This window comes from Acetobacter pasteurianus subsp. pasteurianus LMG 1262 = NBRC 106471 (assembly GCF_000285275.1).
GTDB classification, from domain to species: Bacteria; Pseudomonadota; Alphaproteobacteria; order Acetobacterales; family Acetobacteraceae; genus Acetobacter; species Acetobacter pasteurianus.
Genome location: NZ_CADO01000139.1, coordinates 290,610 through 308,675, shown reverse-complemented (window position 1 = coordinate 308,675; position 18,066 = coordinate 290,610). Strand labels below are relative to the sequence as shown.

General features: G+C 54.9%; 18 protein-coding genes. 11 read left to right on the top strand and 7 right to left on the bottom strand.

Annotation, left to right across the window (positions count from 1 at the left end; genetic code table 11):
• Positions 1–167: 167 nt before the first annotated feature.
• Positions 168–563 carry a hypothetical protein gene (locus APA10_RS13350; RefSeq protein WP_003628150.1) on the top strand — a complete coding sequence of 132 codons (396 nt, stop codon included), beginning with the start codon at positions 168–170 and terminating at the stop codon, positions 561–563.
• A gap of 54 nt (positions 564–617) precedes the next feature.
• Here the strand turns inward: APA10_RS13350 and APA10_RS13345 are convergent, their stop codons facing one another.
• Entirely contained in the window at positions 618–1,727 is a 1,110-nt protein-coding gene (locus tag APA10_RS13345) for a zinc-ribbon domain-containing protein (protein ID WP_035365430.1), read from the bottom strand.
• Between the two features lie 121 nt (positions 1,728–1,848).
• Here APA10_RS13345 and APA10_RS13340 point away from each other — a divergent pair, with 121 nt between their 5' ends.
• Genes APA10_RS13340 through APA10_RS13330 form a run of 3 tightly spaced genes read left to right on the top strand, consistent with a single transcriptional unit; the run spans position 1,849 to position 4,204 of the window.
• The gene (locus tag APA10_RS13340) at positions 1,849–2,631 is read left to right on the top strand and encodes a cell division ATP-binding protein FtsE (RefSeq protein ID WP_003628152.1); all 783 of its coding nucleotides are present in this window, start codon (positions 1,849–1,851) and stop codon (positions 2,629–2,631) included.
• The gene (locus APA10_RS13335; protein ID WP_003628153.1) at positions 2,628–3,575 is read left to right on the top strand and encodes a cell division protein FtsX; all 948 of its coding nucleotides are present in this window, start codon (positions 2,628–2,630) and stop codon (positions 3,573–3,575) included. Before APA10_RS13340 ends, APA10_RS13335 begins: the two co-directional genes overlap by 4 nt.
• Before the next feature lie 44 nt (positions 3,576–3,619).
• A complete protein-coding gene (locus tag APA10_RS13330; protein ID WP_003622867.1) occupies positions 3,620–4,204 on the top strand; it encodes a YdcF family protein in 585 nt (194 codons plus the stop codon).
• A gap of 6 nt (positions 4,205–4,210) precedes the next feature.
• Here the strand turns inward: APA10_RS13330 and fghA are convergent, their stop codons facing one another.
• Positions 4,211–5,077 (bottom strand): S-formylglutathione hydrolase, encoded by an 867-nt coding sequence (gene fghA / locus APA10_RS13325; RefSeq protein ID WP_003628155.1) that lies wholly within the window; start codon positions 5,075–5,077, stop codon positions 4,211–4,213.
• A gap of 145 nt (positions 5,078–5,222) precedes the next feature.
• On the opposite strand from fghA, the gene APA10_RS13320 reads away from it, so the two are divergent.
• From APA10_RS13320 to APA10_RS13310, 3 genes are all read left to right on the top strand, one after another.
• On the top strand, positions 5,223–6,098 hold the full coding sequence (locus APA10_RS13320; RefSeq protein ID WP_003622863.1) for a bestrophin family protein: 876 nt from the start codon (positions 5,223–5,225) through the stop codon (positions 6,096–6,098).
• Positions 6,099–6,163: 65 nt separating this feature from the next.
• Positions 6,164–6,754, top strand: coding sequence for a CarD family transcriptional regulator (locus APA10_RS13315; RefSeq protein ID WP_003622862.1), 591 nt, complete (start codon positions 6,164–6,166; stop codon positions 6,752–6,754).
• Between the two features lie 138 nt (positions 6,755–6,892).
• Positions 6,893–8,497: a tetratricopeptide repeat protein gene (locus APA10_RS13310; RefSeq protein WP_003628159.1), complete on the top strand. Its 1,605-nt coding sequence runs from the start codon at positions 6,893–6,895 to the stop codon at positions 8,495–8,497.
• 83 nt (positions 8,498–8,580) lie between these two features.
• On the opposite strand, the gene APA10_RS13305 is transcribed toward APA10_RS13310, so the two are convergent.
• On the bottom strand, positions 8,581–9,969 hold the full coding sequence (locus APA10_RS13305) for a penicillin-binding protein activator (RefSeq protein WP_003628162.1): 1,389 nt from the start codon (positions 9,967–9,969) through the stop codon (positions 8,581–8,583).
• Here APA10_RS13305 and rsmI point away from each other — a divergent pair.
• The gene (rsmI, locus tag APA10_RS13300; protein ID WP_003628163.1) at positions 9,957–10,925 is read left to right on the top strand and encodes a 16S rRNA (cytidine(1402)-2'-O)-methyltransferase; all 969 of its coding nucleotides are present in this window, start codon (positions 9,957–9,959) and stop codon (positions 10,923–10,925) included. The genes APA10_RS13305 and rsmI overlap by 13 nt on opposite strands.
• Before the next feature lie 3 nt (positions 10,926–10,928).
• Here the strand turns inward: rsmI and APA10_RS13295 are convergent, their stop codons facing one another.
• Complete coding sequence (locus tag APA10_RS13295; RefSeq protein WP_003628164.1) at positions 10,929–12,143, bottom strand: BaiN/RdsA family NAD(P)/FAD-dependent oxidoreductase; 1,215 nt, start codon at positions 12,141–12,143, stop codon at positions 10,929–10,931.
• 4 nt (positions 12,144–12,147) lie between these two features.
• Entirely contained in the window at positions 12,148–12,816 is a 669-nt protein-coding gene (locus tag APA10_RS13290; RefSeq protein WP_003628165.1) for a glutathione S-transferase family protein, read from the bottom strand.
• Positions 12,817–13,000: 184 nt separating this feature from the next.
• On the opposite strand from APA10_RS13290, the gene minC reads away from it, so the two are divergent.
• From minC to minE, 3 genes are all read left to right on the top strand, one after another.
• Complete coding sequence (gene minC / locus APA10_RS13285) at positions 13,001–13,699, top strand: septum site-determining protein MinC (RefSeq protein ID WP_035365435.1); 699 nt, start codon at positions 13,001–13,003, stop codon at positions 13,697–13,699.
• Positions 13,700–13,839: 140 nt separating this feature from the next.
• Positions 13,840–14,655, top strand: coding sequence for a septum site-determining protein MinD (gene minD / locus APA10_RS13280; RefSeq protein ID WP_003622855.1), 816 nt, complete (start codon positions 13,840–13,842; stop codon positions 14,653–14,655).
• Positions 14,652–14,978, top strand: a complete 327-nt coding sequence (gene minE / locus APA10_RS13275; protein WP_003628167.1) for a cell division topological specificity factor MinE — start codon at positions 14,652–14,654, stop codon at positions 14,976–14,978. The genes minD and minE overlap by 4 nt, the downstream gene beginning before the upstream one ends.
• A gap of 97 nt (positions 14,979–15,075) precedes the next feature.
• Here the strand turns inward: minE and APA10_RS13270 are convergent, their stop codons facing one another.
• Positions 15,076–15,795 (bottom strand): GntR family transcriptional regulator, encoded by a 720-nt coding sequence (locus APA10_RS13270; RefSeq protein WP_003622853.1) that lies wholly within the window; start codon positions 15,793–15,795, stop codon positions 15,076–15,078.
• Positions 15,795–17,645, bottom strand: coding sequence for an ABC transporter ATP-binding protein (locus tag APA10_RS13265; RefSeq protein ID WP_003628168.1), 1,851 nt, complete (start codon positions 17,643–17,645; stop codon positions 15,795–15,797). The genes APA10_RS13270 and APA10_RS13265 overlap by 1 nt, the downstream gene beginning before the upstream one ends.
• Positions 17,646–18,066 lie beyond the last annotated feature (421 nt).

Genomic DNA, 18,066 nt, shown 5'->3' with positions numbered 1-18,066 from the left:
GCGTTACCCGTATGAAAACATGTCTTGCATCCGTCATATGGCTATCCATTGGCATGCTTTACCCTGTGCCTGTATATACAGGGCAAGAATAGTCCGCCTGCGCGCTCTGTGGGTTGGATACAACACAACCATTCGGCCCCATTTACTGCCGGCAAGGAATACGACCTATGGACCCGCGCATGCCTCTTTCCTCCCAGTCTTCTGCTGCCTCCCGATCTAGCACTTCTGGCTTTGCCCTTGTGCGCACGGCTATCTGGTCTGTCTGTTATTTTGCGTTCTATTTTGTGCAACAGATTGCAGAACTGTTTGCCCCACTGCTGCTTATTGCAGGTGTGGCATGGGCCGCCTTGCCCGCGCTGGTTGGCGCACTTTCCAAATCAGCCGCATCGGCAGACCCGCAAGCGCGCGATGCCATTGCCAATGTGGCTTCCGCCATTCCGCATCATCTTGTTATTGCTGGGCACGATCTTACAGCAAGCGGCCTGATCTGGGACGGTATTATGCTGATGGCTCTGGCTGCCGCAGGTGCCACACTGGCAACATTGGCCGGGCGCAGCATGTAAAAGCTGCGCAAGCTCACCCTGACAAATTTAGGCGCGTCTTTTTCGTATCTGGTCTTAACCGGCCCGATGCAGACGCGCTGCCGCAGGCCACGCGTGCACAATGGCATTCCACCAATGCCAGATGGCCACAAAGCCGATAACAGCCAGTAGAACGCTGACAATCCAGGCTATTTTCCAGAATTTTTCCGTTAAAATCAGCCCACGCACATCAAGCTGACGCGCCAATTGTGCTTTGGGCTGCGCAACATGCGCCGCTGCACTTTGAGCATAAGCCTGCGCCACTTCCGGCCGCACTTTGGGCATTCCCATAGGCCGAGGCGTGTTTGCAGCCCCCACTTGTGGTGCAGAAGGTGTGGCAGCGGGTGATGATGCCCTACGCAAAGGTTCAGAACGTTGGCCTGTTTGTGTAGCGGCTTCTTTTGGCTTTGGCGGTTCCGGTGCCGCTACGGGGCCAGAAGGCGCGAAAGGTTTTGTAACCGATGACAGCGTTGGTTCAACATGCGGCTGCACATATGGCGGAGGTGTTTGCGTAACATGCACCTGCCGCACTGTTGTTGGCTGCGGCACTTCCGGCACGGGCTGCGGTGCAACTGGTTCTTCCGGCTCTGGTGCTGGTGGCTGTTCGGGCTCAACTTCAGGTTCCGGTTCAACAGCAGGCGCGCTGGGCACTTCCGGCGCAGGTTCCGCTGATGGTGGAACAGGCTGAGGTTCTGGCTGTGGCTGAACGGGGGCTGCTGGCGCTTGCGGTTCAACCGGCGCAGGCTGTTTTGGTGTTTCCTCGGCAACAGGTTCTGGAGCAGGCGCTTGTGGCGCCAGAGCTTCTGCTGTCGGCAAAGACCCCGAATCCGGTTTATCGGCAATGGGTGCTTCCGAAGATGCCGGAGCGGGAGCTACTTTTTCTTCTACCGCGCGCTGTGGTGCTGTTGCTTCTGGTGGGGCAGATTGCGGTTGAGCGTGTTCATGCGGCACAGGCTCCGCAACGGGTTCTTGCTGCGGTTGCGGGATCTGAACCCGCCATTTAACGCCACAGGCAGAGCATTTGAGCATTTGCCTTTTGGCAAGAAGAGCCTCTGGAACCTGATAGGCCACACCGCAGGAAGGACAGACGATCTTCATGAACACTCTCTTGATACAAGGCTGCCTTCCTCCCTGCGCCTGCTGCACGCAGATGCGAGGCTAAGGCATCGAACGGAAGAACAGATTTGGCATCTCCCTTAGCACAGGTATCACCCGTTCGCGCCAGACATCGCGCCAAAAAGATGGAACATACCGTTTATTAAGCAGTATGTTGTGTCTTTCAATCGACACTCCCCCTGCCTCTCGGTTACACTGCATACATGCAACAATTGCTCCGCTTTATGCCACTTCTGTCCTTTATGGTTCCAGCATGATCCGTCTGGAAAACGTTTCATGGCGGCGGGGCAAAAAGCAGAATACGCAGGTATTGTCCGATCTTTCCTTCTCTATCCCGCAAGGTGGATTCCGCTGGCTTCTTGGCCCATCGGGGGCTGGCAAAAGCAGCCTGTTAAGCTTGCTGCACCTTGAAACACTTCCCACAGAAGGGCGCATGCTGCTTTTGGGCAAGCCTGTTTCCAAGGCAGAAAAGCGTGCGCACTTTGTGCGCCTGCGGCAGAGAATCGGCATGGTGCATCAGGATTACAAACTTATTCCCGGCCTGAGTGTTGCGGATAATGTAGCCCTGCCTTTGCGCCTGCAAAAACGCCCTGAAGATGAAATTCAGGATGAAATTCATGCCATTCTGAAATGGGTCGGTTTGGGTGAGCGCCTGAATGCTCCCGCAGCCAGCCTTTCTGGTGGGGAGCAGCAGCGTACAGCCATTGCGCGCGCCATTATCCACCGCCCCGGCCTGATTTTGGCGGATGAACCCACCAACGCGCTGGAAGAAAGCCAAGCCCACCGCCTGCTGGATATGTTTGCCGAACTGAGCGACATGGGCACCACCATGGTTGTGGCAACGCATAACGAAGCCCTGATCCGTAGGCTGGAACGCCCGGCCCTGTATCTGGAACGCGGCCGACTGGTGCAGGATGAAGGGGCAACGGTATGATGATGCCCTTTTCTGGCCGTAAGGATGGTCTTTCTGTTTCCGAAGCCCTACCAGACCGCAGCCTGTTTACGCTTGTGGCCATGATGAGCTTTTTGGCAGCCTTAACGCTTGCAGGCGCAACTGGTGCACGCGCACTTTCTGCCCGTTGGGCCGGAGGTGCGGCCCAACTTGTAACCGTGCAGGTGCCAGACCCGGATCAGCCCCTTACCCCTGCCAGCAAAAAAGAGCCCGCAGGCCCCACCCGAGCGGAAGCTGTTTTGGCAGATCTCAACACCCTGCCCCCCGGCTCGGTGATGCACCGTTTGGATAAAGAAGAACTGGCACGGCTTTTAGAGCCTTGGCTGGGTGAGGCTGATAATTCCGCCCTCCCTCTGCCTGCCATTATCCGCATTCGTTTGTCAGACAACGCGCAGGTGCCCAATGACTTGGAGCAAACCCTTACCGCGCATGTACCCGGCACCATTGTGGAGCATAACGCAAGCTGGGGAGAACGCCTGAAGGCACTGGCAAACAGCCTTTTGGCCTGCGCAGGTTTGGCGTTGCTTACTGTTGGCGGCATTGCCACACTTGTAACCGGCCTTGCCACACGGGCAGGCCTTTCAACCCGGCGCGATATTATTGAAATCCTGCACGGGCTGGGTGCATCAGATGGCTATATTGCAGGCCGCTTTGCATGGCGCACGGCTATGCTGGGGTTAGGCGGCAGCTTGGCTGGTACTGTTCTGGCCATGGTGCCTTTGCTGGTGCTGTTCAGAATGGCCGCGCCTTTTGCCAATATCTCGCTTCAGTCTGACACGCTGTTGCTGCCAGATTGGCAAACCCTGCAAAACATTATTCCAACAGATATGCTGGTTGCCTTTGCAGCACTGCCATTTGTTGCAGCCTTTATTTGCTGGATTACAACACAGAGCATGGTGCGCCTATGGCTGCGGCGGCTCCCATAATCCCTCAACGCAAGCCATCCGGGCCGCGCCCTTCTGGCCCGATCATGCTTTTTATACGGCTTTCATTCCGGCTGATCTTACTGGCCTGCTTTGCCTTTGCGGGTGGGTTTGGCTGGTTTGTAAACGATGCCCTGCGCCCACCGGGCTATTTGCCCCATGCCGATGGCATTGTTGCACTTACAGGTGGCGCAGGTCGCATTGATACATCGCTTAATCTGCTGGCGCGCAATCAGGGCGAGAAACTGCTGATTTCAGGAGTAGATACCCAAACCACACTGGGTGAGCTTTTACCACCCACCGCCCCTCCGGCTTTGGCGGAGCGCATTACTCTGGGCTATCAGGCCCGCTCCACCATTGGCAACGCCACAGAAACAGCCGTTTGGGTTGCAGATAACCACATAACATCGCTTATCGTTGTAACCGCCAGTTATCACATGCGCCGCGCCTTGCTGGAACTCAGCCGCACCTTGCCGGATGTGACTCTGTATCCTTATCCAGTGTTGCCACCTGCCATGGAACACCCTCTGCGCCGCTCCTCTTTGCGGCTTCTGGCTTTGGAGTATCTTAAATGGCTGGGCGCGCTAGGGGGATTTACCTCTCCCAGCCTTAGCCGCGCCCTCCACTCCTGAAAAAGTTCAGCCTGCTTTTAGGTTTGCTGCATGGTGGCGCAAATGGTCGGCCACAAAGCTTTGCACAAACCAATAGGAATGATCATACCCAGCGTGCTGGCGTAGGTTCAGCTTTTGCCCAACCTGTTCCGCTGCCTGCTGCAGGTGCCAAGGCTGAAGTTCGCGTTGCAAAAACTGGTCAGCCTCACCTTGGTCAACCAGAATGGTATTGGGGTGTTTGTGGCCATCTTCTAACAAGCACACTGCATCATACGCGCGCCAAGCAGCCTGATCTGGCCCCAGATACGCAGTAAATACCTTTTTCCCCCACGGCACAGCCGCTGGATGCACTATGGGCGCAAAAGCCGATATGGATTTCCAGAATGTTGGTGCGCGCAAACCATGTATCAGCGCCCCATGCCCACCCATGGAATGGCCCATAATGCCACGCCGTGCGCTATCTAAGGGTAAGGCTTGCTCTACAATTTCTGGCAGTTCCTGCGCAATGTAACTGCCCATGCGGTAATGTGTGCTCCAAGGCTGCCGCGTGGCATCCAGATAAAAACCGGCACCCGTGCCTAAATCCCAATCCTTATCTTCTTCCGGCACACCGGCACCACGTGGTGATGTATCCGGCGCCACCAATGCCAGCCCCAAACGTGCTGCCTCTGCCAATGCTGTGGATTTGATAAGGAATGTTTCTTCCGTGCAGGTTAGGCCAGCCAGTGCATACACAACAGGCACCTTTTGCCCGGCACAGGCTGCTGGCGGCAGGAACACACCAAACCGGGCTGGAAGCGCAAGAGTATGAGAAAAATGCTCGTAAAACTGTATCTTGCCACCGTGGCACAGATGCTCTTCACGCAGCTTCAAGCCGGTTGGTTGTGTTGTCATCTCCACCCTCCTGATCCCTTCAAAAATCCGCAATCACGCTGAAAAATATGAAATAAATATATGTATTGTTAAGAAACTCCTTTTTTCGTGCCATGTTGATATAGGTTCAGGCAAGAACGCTTTTCTGACACGCGGAGATTTGTGAATGATTGTTGACCAAAGGGTCGGGCTACGCATTATCGGGAAAGAAATTCTAGGTGTTATCCTGCTGATGGCAGGGTGGGATTTAATTGTAGTTGTGCTTTTTCAGGTGTTCCATCAGGAATGGATGGAACAGCCCAGCCTGCCGGTTTCTCTTATCGGGTCTGCACTGGCATTGTTTATGGGGTTCCGCAGCAACAGCGCCTATGCCCGCTGGTGGGAAGCCCGCACATTGTGGGGGGCCATTACCAACAACTGCCGCTCCTTTGGCCGACAGGCTGGCACATTACTGGGAGACCGGCATGATCTGATGTACGCCATTGCCGCCTACCCCCATGCCCTGCGCATGGCTTTGGGAAAGGAAGATGCTTCGGCCGATATTCAACGCCTGCTGCCACCTTATATGCAGGATGCCATTGTTAATTACCGGAACAAACCCAACGCCATTTTGTATCAGATTGGGCTGGGTGTTACGGAGGAAGTGAATAAAAAGGGCATTGATGGCGCAGTGCACGGGCAGATTGACCGCATTTTGTCCGATATCGCCAACGCTCAAGGTGGGTTGGAACGTATTCGCAACACACCTTTGCCCATGCAGTTTTCGGCTTTGCCACGCACATTGGTGAACATCTTTTGCATCGTACTGCCCCTTTCTATGGTGCAGACACTGGAATGGATTACCCCGCTGGGGTCATCGCTAGTGGGGTGTCTGTTTTTGGTGCTGGATAAAAGTGCGAATGACCTGCAGGAACCTTTTTCTGGCACACCGCACGCGCTGCCCATGGCAACAATGGCACGAAATATTGAAATTGATGTCACCCAGCCTACCGGAGACCCAACAGCCCCACCACTTGGCGCTGTAAACGGCGTACAATACTGAATAGCAGAACCGCAGTTTTCTCTTTTACAAGACAACGCTGCGGTTTTATGCTATAAGCTATCGCTATGAACACGTTCAGAGCACCTCCTAAAGGCGGCGTGACAGACGCCATGGCACGCACCGCTGCAGCTGCTACGGCAGCCCAGGCAAAAACAAAAGTAAAGGATGAAGATCCTTTTGAGGAAGGCGATGCCATTGTCTATGCCGCCCATGGCGTGGGGCGGGTAGACCGGATAGGGGTTGATGAAATTGCCGGAACGAAGCTGGAAGTGATCCAGATTTCCTTCCCCGGCAACCAGATGACACTGCGCATCCCGCTCAGCAAGGCCCGTAAGGCTGGCCTGCGCAAAATTGTCTCGCGCGAGATTGTGGATAAGGCCATGGCCATTATCAAGGGCAAGCCGCATGTCAGCAAAGGCATGTGGGCCCGCCGCGCCGTAGCTTATCAGGAAAAAATCAACTCGGGTGATCTGGTCCAGATTGCTGAAGTGCTGCGTGATCTGCGCCGCAATGTTGATAGTTTGGATGGCAGCTTTAGCGAACGCAAGCTGTTTGAAGCTGCACAGGAACGTTTTGTGGCCGAAGTGGCCGTTTTGGAAAATAAAGACCCGACTGAAGTTCTGGAATCCCTGACAGCAGTTATGAAAGCTGCCTGAACCTTTTATATTCCGTTACTTTATACATTCAGGTTCATCGCCCGGCATGATACACTATCGTGTCGGGTTTTTTCTTGCCTCCGCATATCCTGCCTTATGTTATTCATTCATCTGTTTTGAACGATACTTAATGCCATCATGAATACTCCTGCTGCTTCTGCCCCTCCCCTGCCCGATCAACTGACGTTGCGGCGCGCACGTGCAGAAATTATTATGGGCCATTTCAATGAAATGCGTGCTGTTCTGGAGCCGTTCAGCACCAGCGAGAATGATCTGGCCAAAACCCTGTACGCCTATTGCCTTGCCGGAATTGGCCAGCCAGAAGAAGCCGCAGAAATTCTGTGTGATATTGCCTCCCGCCATGCGGGCACGGAACATCCATTACAGGCACTGAGTGACCTGATGGCGGAGCTGAATAAACGCCCTCTGGCAGAAGCCACTTGCCGTGCTGCTCTTAAGCGAACACCGCAGGATGCCCGTATCTATGAGATTCTGGGCAATCTGCTGGTGCAATATGGGCAGTTTGATGAAGCCATTAGCCTGCTACACCAAGCCATTACACTGCGGCCTAACAGCATGCACTCCCACAACCTGTTGGCGATGGCTCTGCTTGAAAAAGGCTGTTTTGATGAATCCTTGGAACATCTGCAAAGTGTTTTGGAAACGCAGCCAGATCATGCCGGCACGCTCTCCAACATCGGATGTATACTGGCAGGAAAAGGGCGTTTGGATGAAGCACTGGATTACTACCGCCGGGCTATCTCCCTCCGCCCTACGGAACCGCAAATCCGCCTAAACCACTCCATCACGCTGCTTAAAGCCGGGCGTTATGCACAGGGTTGGGCAGAACATGAATGGCGCCTGCGCCTGCCCGGCCATACCAGCCTACCGCCAAGCACTCTTATGCCTTCGCTTGGGCCGAATACGGATATTCGGGGCAAGCGTATTCTGATTACGCAGGAAGAAGGGCTTGGCGATACCTTAATGTATCTGCGTTATATCAAGCCACTTTCAGATCGGGGGGCCATTCCCCATCTATGGGTGCCTGAAACGCTCAGCGAACTTTCCAAGCGAGTTATTGGCGCACAAATTGTGCAGGTTGGCGGCACCACGCCACCGTTTGATTGGCACTGCCCGTTTATTAGCCTGCCGCGCGTTTTTTCTGCTACGCCGGATGCCATGGGCGCACCTGTGCCCTATTTGCGCGCAGACACCCTAAAAATGCGCGAACTGGCACAGTTCCTGCCTGAAAATGATAATCTGAATGTGGGGCTGGTATGGGGTGGCGCACCACGGCCCAATACCATTTCCGCCCATATTGTAGATCGCAGGCGTTCTTTAAACCTGCATACGCTCTCACCCTTGGGAAATGTAGAAGGCGTCAATCTCATCAGCTTGCAAAAAGGCCCCTATGCCGAGCAGATGAATGACCCACCACCCAACATGGTGCTGTACGACCCCACACACCACTTCCACAATATGGATGATACCGCAGCCTTCATCATGTCTCTTGATGTGGTGGTTACGGTAGATACCTCTGTGGTGCATCTGGCTGGTGGCTTGGGCAAACCGGTTTTGCTGATGGACCGGTATGATAACTGCTGGCGCTGGCTGAACGGGCGCACAGATAGCCCGTGGTACCCCACCTTGCAGATTATCCGCCAAACAACCCCGCGGAAGTGGGATGATGTGGTGGAACGTGTTGCCGAGGTTTTAACTATTCTGGCACAGCACAAGAAATAATTTTTCATACATCACAAGTAAAAAGGGCTGCCTGAAAATACATCAGGCAGCCCTTTTGAGCATTTATTGCAAATACACCCAGATTAGCCAGATATTGCGCTGGCCTTTGCTGGAGCGCTCTGCATTTTGGCAGGGCTACCACCACCAATCACTTCAAACACACCCAAAGCGCGGCGCACGCGCCCATCAGGCAGCAGCGTGAACGGACCATTTACACCAGAAAACCCATCCGGCCGTGTAAGTGCATTTGCCGGATAGCCAGAAACTCCGCTCTGCGCCACGGTTTTAGCCACATTGGCTGCATCGTAAGACAAATCAGCCAATGGCTTGGGCATATGGTGGTTAACCGCCATAAAGCGCGTTACAAAAGCCTGACGGGATGAAGGATCTGGCGCGGCATACCATGCGCCTTTAATGGCCCCCAATTTGGTAGCAAACGCAGCCCACAGGCCCGGCCCCATAATCCGCACGGATGGCAGATTGATCTGGGTTTCGTTCAACGCCACAATCACGTTTCGCAGGTTCAGGCCGGTATCTCCCAGCAGCAACGCATCAAAAGGTGGTGCTTCCAGCTTGGGAGTATCCGCCTTGAGGGCATCTGTTGGCGCGGGGGAGCTACCATCCGTGCCCAATGCAGCCGCCAGATTGGAAGGCAGCTTGTCTGCCGTTTTGGCGGCATCTGCATCTGCCGTGGTGGCATCTGGCGTGTAAGGAGCAGGCTCACTGCTGCTACCCTTAGCCGCCTGCAGGCGCGTATCGTAATTGGAAATATCACGCAGGCTCTGCGAAATGCTGGCCGCCGTACCGGAGTGATACACAATGGTAGGCGCTGCCAGACCCTGATCATGGCAAGCAGACTGCAAACCATTACCCAAAGCATGGCCCAGCGGATTGTTGGGCAAAAGTGCTGCAAACTTGCGCCGCCCATCCTGCCGCGCCTGTTCTACCAGCCGCTGCACCTGATCTTCCGGCGTGATACCCATAATCCACACACCAGAACGGGCTTGCGAAATATCGCTGGTAAACGCCAGCACCGGAATACCGGCTGATTGTGCGGCTGGGGCGGCCACTGCGGTATCACCACTGGTGAGCGGGCCAAGCAGCAGGCCATCTCCGGCACTTACTGCGGCAGTGGCTGCACCAGATGCGCCACCGGCTGCGGCTGTGTCATGCACATCCAACTGTAGCCCGGTTGGGTCTGTTGATGCATTTGTGCCGACTGCAAGCTGTGCACCTGCCAGCAATTCATGCCCCAACCCGGCGTTTGGCCCGCTCAGAGGCAATAAAACCCCAATTTTATGGCTACCAACAGGCTTGGGAACCCCACCGCCAGCAGAGGGAGATTGGTCTGCACAGCCAGCCAAAGCCATGCCCGTTATGCCCAACGCAGCCAGACCGGCCTTGCGCCATGTCTGTTTTCCCGCCAGACCTTGGCTGGCAAGTCCAGACAGGAGCGAACATGCACGCGTCATCATCAAGATCGTCCTCCACAAACAACCGGCCTGATGAACACCGCGACCGGACTTCTCCCCTCCATAGCGAAGGAAAGCCGCCAAGTCATGCGCCTTCTTCCCCCGGCCTTACGCTGGTTGCCACACCCATTGGCAATTTGGGGGACTTCAGCCCACGTGGCGCCGAAGCCCTTGCCAGTGCTGATCTGATTCTGTGCGAAGATACGCGCACTACAGCCCGGCTGCTGACGGAACGCAGTATTTCTGCCCGCACAGAAGCCTTGCATGAGCACAATGAGCGCCAGCGTATTCCCGGCCTGATTGCCCGCCTGCAGGATGGTGCCAATATTGCACTGGTTTCTGATGCAGGTATGCCCCTGTTATCAGACCCCGGCTTTCGCCTTGTACGGGCCGCCATAGAAGCCAACGTGCCGGTTACGGTCGTGCCCGGCCCTAACGCGGCACTTACAGCGCTTGTGCTTTCTGGCCTGCCACCGCATCCGTTCATGTTTATTGGCTTTCCGCCTCCGCGCTCATCAGCCCGTAAGGAAAGCTTTGCCAAGCTGCATGCAGCTGAGCGTGCTGGCCTGAGCGCCACCCTGATCTGGCACGAAGCCCCGCACAGGCTGGCTGAAACTCTGGCCGATATGGCAGAAATTTTTGGTCCCACCCGCCCTTGTGCCGTAGCGCGGGAACTGACCAAGAAGTTTGAGGAAGTGCGGCGCGATACCGTAGGTGAACTGGCCGCTTTTTACGCCACCACCCCGCCACGCGGAGAAATAACCGTATTGCTTGGCCCAGCCGAGCCGGAGCAGACATCTGAAGATGATCTGGACACCACCCTGCGCAGCCTGCTGGAAACACATTCTGTTAAAGATGCCGCAGCACTGGCAGCAACGGCAGCGGGCTTGCCAAAGCGCACTGTTTACACACGCGCTCTGGAGCTGGCCGCCGAAATTAAGATTGCAAAAAGCTAAAACCTATATGGCACGAAACTGCGCTGCGGCTTCCCCCGCAGCGTGGCCGCTGGCCCATGCCCAGTGGAAGTTATAGCCACCAAGCCAGCCCGTAACATCCACAGCCTCACCCACCATAAACAGGCCGGGCACAGCTTCTACCTGCATGGTACGGGAAGACAGTGCACACGTATCCACCCCACCACGCGTTACCTCTGCCTTGGCAAAGCCTTCTGTGCCTGTAGGGTAAAGCTGCATGTTCTGCGCACGCTGCGCCAAGGCCTGAACATCTTTATCTGCCCATTCTGCCATAGGCCGATCAGATGCCTTTTGCGCCGCCAAGGCCGCAGCCAAACGCTGGGGCAACCATCGGGCCAAAGCTGCTGGGGCCTTGGCTTTTGAACCAGCTTTTTTCAGCCCCATCAACAATGCTGCCAAATCCTGCCCCGGCAGCATATCCACCTTTACGGCCTGCCCCGCCTGCCAATAGGAGGAAATCTGCAACAAGGCCGGGCCAGAAAGCCCCCGATGCGTGAACAGCAAGGCCTCATCAAACGCTGTTTTGCCACAGCTCACACGCACGGGCAGAGAAACACCTGCCAGTGTTTTCAACCAACCATCCTGAGGCTGATCAAACACTAGCGGAACAAGCGCGGGTTCTGGTTTGATAACGGGCACATCAAACTGCCGGGCCACATCATACGCAAAGCTGCTGGCCCCCAATTTGGGAATAGAAAGCCCACCTGAGGCCAAAATAACGGCCTTTGGCTGAAACTCACCAGCAGAGCTATCTACCCGGAAAGCATCACCAGAGCGGCTGACGTGGCGAATACGTGTGTCTGTAAGAATACGCACACCCGCTGCCGCACATTCCGCCAACAGCATGGACACAATATCCCGCGCTGAATGATCGCAAAAAAGCTGGCCCAGCTTTTTCTCGTGCCATGCAATGGAATGTTTGGCCAACAGAGCCAGAAAATCTTCTGGCTTATAGCGGCTGAGTGCTGATTTTACGAAATGCCGGTTGGCAGACAAAAACCGATCTGCTCGCATTTCCGTATTGGTGAAATTACAGCGCCCACCGCCGGAAATAAGGATTTTGCGCCCCACCTCCGGCCCGTGTTCCACCACAACAACGCTGCACCCGCGCTGGCCTGCCGTTATGGCGGCCATAAGCCCTGCGGCCCCGCCGCCAATAACCAGCACATCTGGCGCGTGCCACGCCGTTTGGTGTTTCAAAAGATCAGAAATCCAGGTTGGTGTAATATTCAGGCGGCGTTATGCCAGAAACCCGATCAGCCAGAAGCGGACGGAAACAGGGGCGAGACTTCATGCGTGCGTACCAATCGCGCACGGCAGGCACCTTGCTCCAGTCAATATCTCCAATAAAATCCAGGCAGGACAGATGCCCGGCTGCCGTAAAATCTGCCAGAGACAGAAAATTACCTGCAAGCCAGTTCCGGTTTTCTGCCAGATCGTTCACGTATTTCATAAGCGGGCGCATGGCGGCATAGGCCTCACGCAGCGCAGTGCCATCGGGGTTACCGCGACCGCTCAGGCGCTTCATCACCCGTTCATCAATAAACCGGCCAGAAACTTCGCGCGCAAACAGCGTATCAAACCACGCCATCACACGGCGCACTTCCACACGTTCTGCCAGCGTACGCCCCAGCAGCGGCGTATCGGAATATGCTTCTTCCAGATATTCGCAGATCACATACGAATCCGGCACAATCAGCCCGTTATCTTCCACCAGAACCGGCACATCACCTGCTGGGTTCATGGCCAGAAATTCGGGCCGGTGTTCCCATGCCCGTTCAATAATGGCCTCAAACGGCAGGCGCTTTTCCGCCAGTACAAGCCGAACAGTACGGCTGGCAGGAGAGAGGGGAAAATGAAAGAGGGTACGCATACCCGATGATTTATGCCATTGCCTGCCTCAGCGCCAGAGGGAAAACAGCATGAAAGCACATCAAATTCCCACCATCCCCTTGCCTTCATGCATCCAATGCGTAACAGACACTTCCCAACTGCACTGTAACGCCATTATCCTGTGCATCTGTTATTCCTGATCTTTATTTCGAGAGCGGCTGTTCTTGTCCGGCACACATCCCCCACTCCCCCGTATCCGTATGTCCGGGCGCTCTTTTCTGGCGCTCACCCTCACGCCGGAAGCCCCGCTGGAAGATTGGCTGGTGGCGCTGGATCATCAGATCACGCGGTCTGTTGGCTTTTTTGCTGGCAAGCCCGTTATTCTTGATCTGAGCATGATGCAGGCCGATACACCTAACCTTGCCTTTCTGCTGCCAGCGCTTAAAGAACGCGGCGTACGCGTGCTGGGCATAGAAAACGGTGATTGCTCATGGCCAGCCGTGGCTGATTGGGAATGGCCAGAAAGCCCGGTAGGTGGCCGTTCCTCCGGCCCCATTACCGCGCCGGAAGAAGAACCCGAAGGCCCGCCAGAACCCACAACCCTGCTGATAGAAGACCCCGTGCGCTCCGGCCAGCACATTGTCTGGCCAGATGGCGATGTGGTTATTCTGGGGGCTGTGGCCTCTGGAGCAGAAGTTTCTGCTGGCGGGTCTATCCATGTTTATGGCGCCCTGCGCGGGCGGGCCATTGCTGGCATTGGCGGGCACGGCAATGCCCGGATTTATACCCGCAATCTGGCAGCCGAGCTTGTTGCCATAGATGGATTCTATGCCACGGCGGAGGAAATGGACCCCGCCTGCACAGAAAAGCCCGCGCAGGTTCTGCTTTCGGGGGAAGCCCTTTTGTTCCGTCCGCTGCCCTAAAAAACGTAAAGAAAAAGAAAACTAACACCAAATGGATATTGGCAGTTTTCTTTTTAGATGCAGCTTATCATGTTATCGCCATACAAGGTCATCATGGCTTCAATCCTGATGATCCCGCAGAGATATAAAAAGGAATACTGATGGCAAAGGTTCTGGTCGTCACGTCAGGCAAAGGTGGTGTGGGTAAAACCACAACTTCCGCAGCCTTGGGAGCCGCACTGGCCAAAACCGGCCAGAAAGTTGTGCTGGTAGATTTTGACGTCGGGCTGCGTAACCTTGATCTGGTTATGGGGGCGGAACGCCGCGTGGTGTTTGACCTGATTAACGTTATTCAGGGTGACGCCAATCTGGCACAGGCGCTTATCAAGGATAAGCGGATTGATACCCTCTCCCTTCTGCCAGCCTCCCAGACGCGTGACAAAGATGCCCTGACAACAGAGGGCGTTGCCAAGGTTATTGAAGAACTCCGCAAAAAGTTTGACTGGGTGATCTGTGATAGCCCCGCAGGTATTGAACGCGGCGCACAAATGGCCATGCACCATGCAGATATGGCTGTTATTGTCACCAACCCGGAAGTCTCCTCTGTGCGAGACAGTGACCGCATGATTGGCATGCTGGACAGCACAACGGAAAAAGCCAAAAGCGGCAAGAAAATTGAGAAACACCTGCTGCTGACACGTTATGACCCCCAGCGCGCCGCACGCGGTGACATGCTGGCAACGGATGACGTGCTTGAAATTCTTTCCATTCCACTGCTTGGCATTATTCCAGAAAGCCCGGATGTTCTGAAAGCATCTAACGTGGGTGCCCCTGTTACCATTGCTGAACCGGAAAGCGCCCCGGCCCGCGCCTATGCAGAAGCAGCGCGCCGCCTGTTGGGCGAAAAAGTGGAAGTTACCATTCCAACTGAACGCAAAGGCCTGTTTGACTGGCTGTTCAAACGGAGAGTCTCATGACCTTCCTCTCCAACCTCTTTAAGCGCCGCTCCTCCGCTCCCGTTGCGCGGGACCGGTTGCAGATTTTGCTGGCGCATGAACGCATCAGTGTGGGTGACGGCAAGGATGACTTGCTGGCTCAGCTGCACCGCGAGATCATGGAAGTTATCAAGCGGCACGTTGCAGTGGATCAGGACAAGGTTCAGATCAAGCTGGACCGTGGGGCACATTGTTCCATGCTGGAAATTGATGTGGAAGTACCCGGTCTGTCTGACAAAGCAGACAAGGCCAAAAATGCTGCAGCGGGCAAACCTTCGGCTGGCGGCAAAACCAAACCGGCCTGATGGTCTAGCTCTTGTGTAGGGCTGCTTGCCCACACATAAATATACAAGCCTGCCCCATCTTAACGGCGTGGCAGGCTTGTATATTTTTATTTCAATTTCAAATTGTTACAGGCTGTTCTTCTGGCAGCAAAGGCTCCAGCCATTCTCTGGCTTGTAGAAAATCACGCTGCAAGGCATCTGTTGCGGCATCTACATCCCGCTTTTCAAACGCGGCCAGAATTTGCAAATGTGGGTGGTTGGGATCTGCCGGACTAAGTGTAGGCAAACTGTTAGCTGCCGCATAAATTGGCCCCATACGCGCCCATAGCCCACGGATAATCCCCACCGTAAACAACAGGCGGGAAAAACCAGCTGCCGTACTGTGGAAAATGGCGTTGGCCACAGCCGTGGCGTGTGGATCTGCATTTTCATAGGCTACAATGAAATCCCGATGCTTTTCTCGCAGCACCGCAATTTGTTCGGGGGTAATATGCGCAGCCAGATCTCGGGTGATGCGCCCTTCCAGATCTCCCCGCACGCCATGAATTTCCAAAAACAGCGTACGCGTGGTGGTGGGTACACGGGCCGTATTGCGTTCATCCAGTTCCAGCGCCTGCTCTGAAACCAAGCGCAACAACGCCTCACGCACCGGGGTTGGGCTCAACCCCAAGGAAGCTGCAAGCGGGCGTAAAACCAAGCGCTCACCACCTTGATAATGGCAGTAAATCAGCCTGTCACGTATCTGCTGGTAAGCGTAGGCAGCAAGGGCTCCTCGCGCCTCGCCCCGCCCTTCGGGTCGCAGGTTGGTCCACGCCTGTGGTGTTTGTGTGGTTATCATTATGCGTGTGTCATCTGCCTGTTAAGAAACTGTCTGTAAGGGCCATCCTGCTGTTCAAGCTGTGCAGGAGAACCATCCTCGATAATCCTGCCTTCCTGCATCACAACGATTCTGTCAAAATTTTGTAAGGTGGAAAGCCGGTGCGCTACAGCAATAACCGTGCGTCCAACCATCAACCTATCCAGTGCTTGCTGTACGTGTTGTTCACTTTCCGTATCCAGCGCACTGGTGGCTTCATCCAAAATAAGAATGGGGGCATTGCGTAAAAAAGCACGTGCAATGGCAATACGTTGGCGCTGCCCACCAGAGAGCTTTACGCCCCTGTCCCCCACAATGGTATCAAACCCTTCAGACAGTTCCTCAATAAATGCAGCACATCCGGCTGCCGCTGCGGCGGCACGCACCTCTGCATCCGTAGCATCTGGCCTACCGTAGCGGATGTTTTCCATCACAGAGCGATGCAATAGGGAAACATCCTGCGGGACAATGGAAAGGCAGGCCCGCAGCGCATCTTCTGTAAGATCACGAATATCCTGCCCGTCTATCAGCACACTGCCAGACTGCACAAAGCGCATGCGCTGCAACAGGGCCAACACCGTGCTTTTGCCAGATCCCGAACGCCCCACCAGCCCCACACGGGTGCCTGCCTGAATATGCAGGTTGAAATGGTCCAGCACCGCAGCACCACCCGGATACGCAAACACCACGTCCCGAAACTGCACATCACCCAGCACAGGGCCTTTCATCGGCACGGCGTTTTCGGCATCTGGCATATCATGTGGCACCAGCAGCGAGGAAAGAACTTCGGAAAGCCGGGCATTATGCTGGATGGTTTCCACCATAGACAAAGCCAGATCCCGCGTGCCGTGCAGAATGGCAAAGCCCAGCGTGATAATCATGACCACCTGCCCCACGGTTGCCTGCTGCCATTGCCACAGCAACACAGCCCAGATAAGCAAACCCGTGGTGAGCACAGCTGTTAACAACGCATGGATCATGCGCAGCTTTTCCATATAGCGCAGAGATTTCAGGCGTTCGCCCATTTCCCGTTGAGTCAGGGCATTAAACCGTTCACGCTCACGGTTGCGCATACCAAAGGCCCGCACCAGCGCGATGTTGCCCATTACATCCAGTGTTTCACCTTCCAGCCCGGCGGCTGCGGCTGCGTAATCTCCATGCAACTTGCGGCCCCTTACAGCCAGACGAAACATGAGAAAACACAGACCTATGGCCAAAACCACCGTTACGCTGCCCATAATGGTGCTGACAGACAACATCAGCGCAACAGAAAGCAGAACATTCAAGCTAGGGGGCAGCACGCTCCATGCCAGCAGGTTTTCTATGGTGAAGCTTACATTGCCAGCAGTGGCGATACGCGCAGCAAGGGATGTGGGCATGCGGTCTGCAAAATAAGCCGGAGAATGGCCTGTTAGAAAACGGAACAGATCCTGCCGGATATCCCCCGTAACCGCCACAAAAGTGCGGGCAGCAAACCACCCGGCAATACGCCAGGAGATATTGTCTGCTACAATCAGGCCGATCAACACCCCAACAGCAGACCATACGGCCATAACATCCCCCGTAGGGGATGTGCCTGTCATAAGGTCCACCAAGCGGCGGATACCGTTGGATGAAAGCACAATGCAGCCAATGGCCAGCCCTACGGAGCCAAACACCAACGCATGCCCTACAGGCCGGTGCCGCATGTAACGCAGCAGAAAGGCTACGGGCCGCCCGGCATAGTGCGGTAACTCCTCATCCGGCACAGTTATGACAGGCTGAGCAGAAACAGCTTGCTGCTGAGCGCCTTGAGGCAAAGCCTGACTGTGTTTTTCTTTTTCCGCCGACACCGTGTTTGCTTTCGTTACTGATTTGGCAGAACAACACGCCCTGCCCGGCTAAGTTTGAATTCAGGACACCAAAATGTGCTGTGCAGCGCGAACACGGCGGCATAATGGCAAAGCATGATGCAAGGTACTGCAATTACGGAAGAATTCCTGCACCCTTTTGCGCCACCACTCGAAAACAGAGACAGGAGGTGATGTAAATTATTGTTATAACAATAAAAATTCCGTGATGGTGGGAACTTTTGTAAGTGCACTTTTCTTCACTTTTTGTGCTGTGTGTATAGCATTTTATAGCCAAAACTGCTTACGTCATTTTTAATTCATACTGTTTTCCGCTCTGCTTCCAACACAGAGAATCAACTTATAATTCCTTGATATTAAAAATTATTATTTATTCCACTCCGTTATGAAACCAATACGTTTT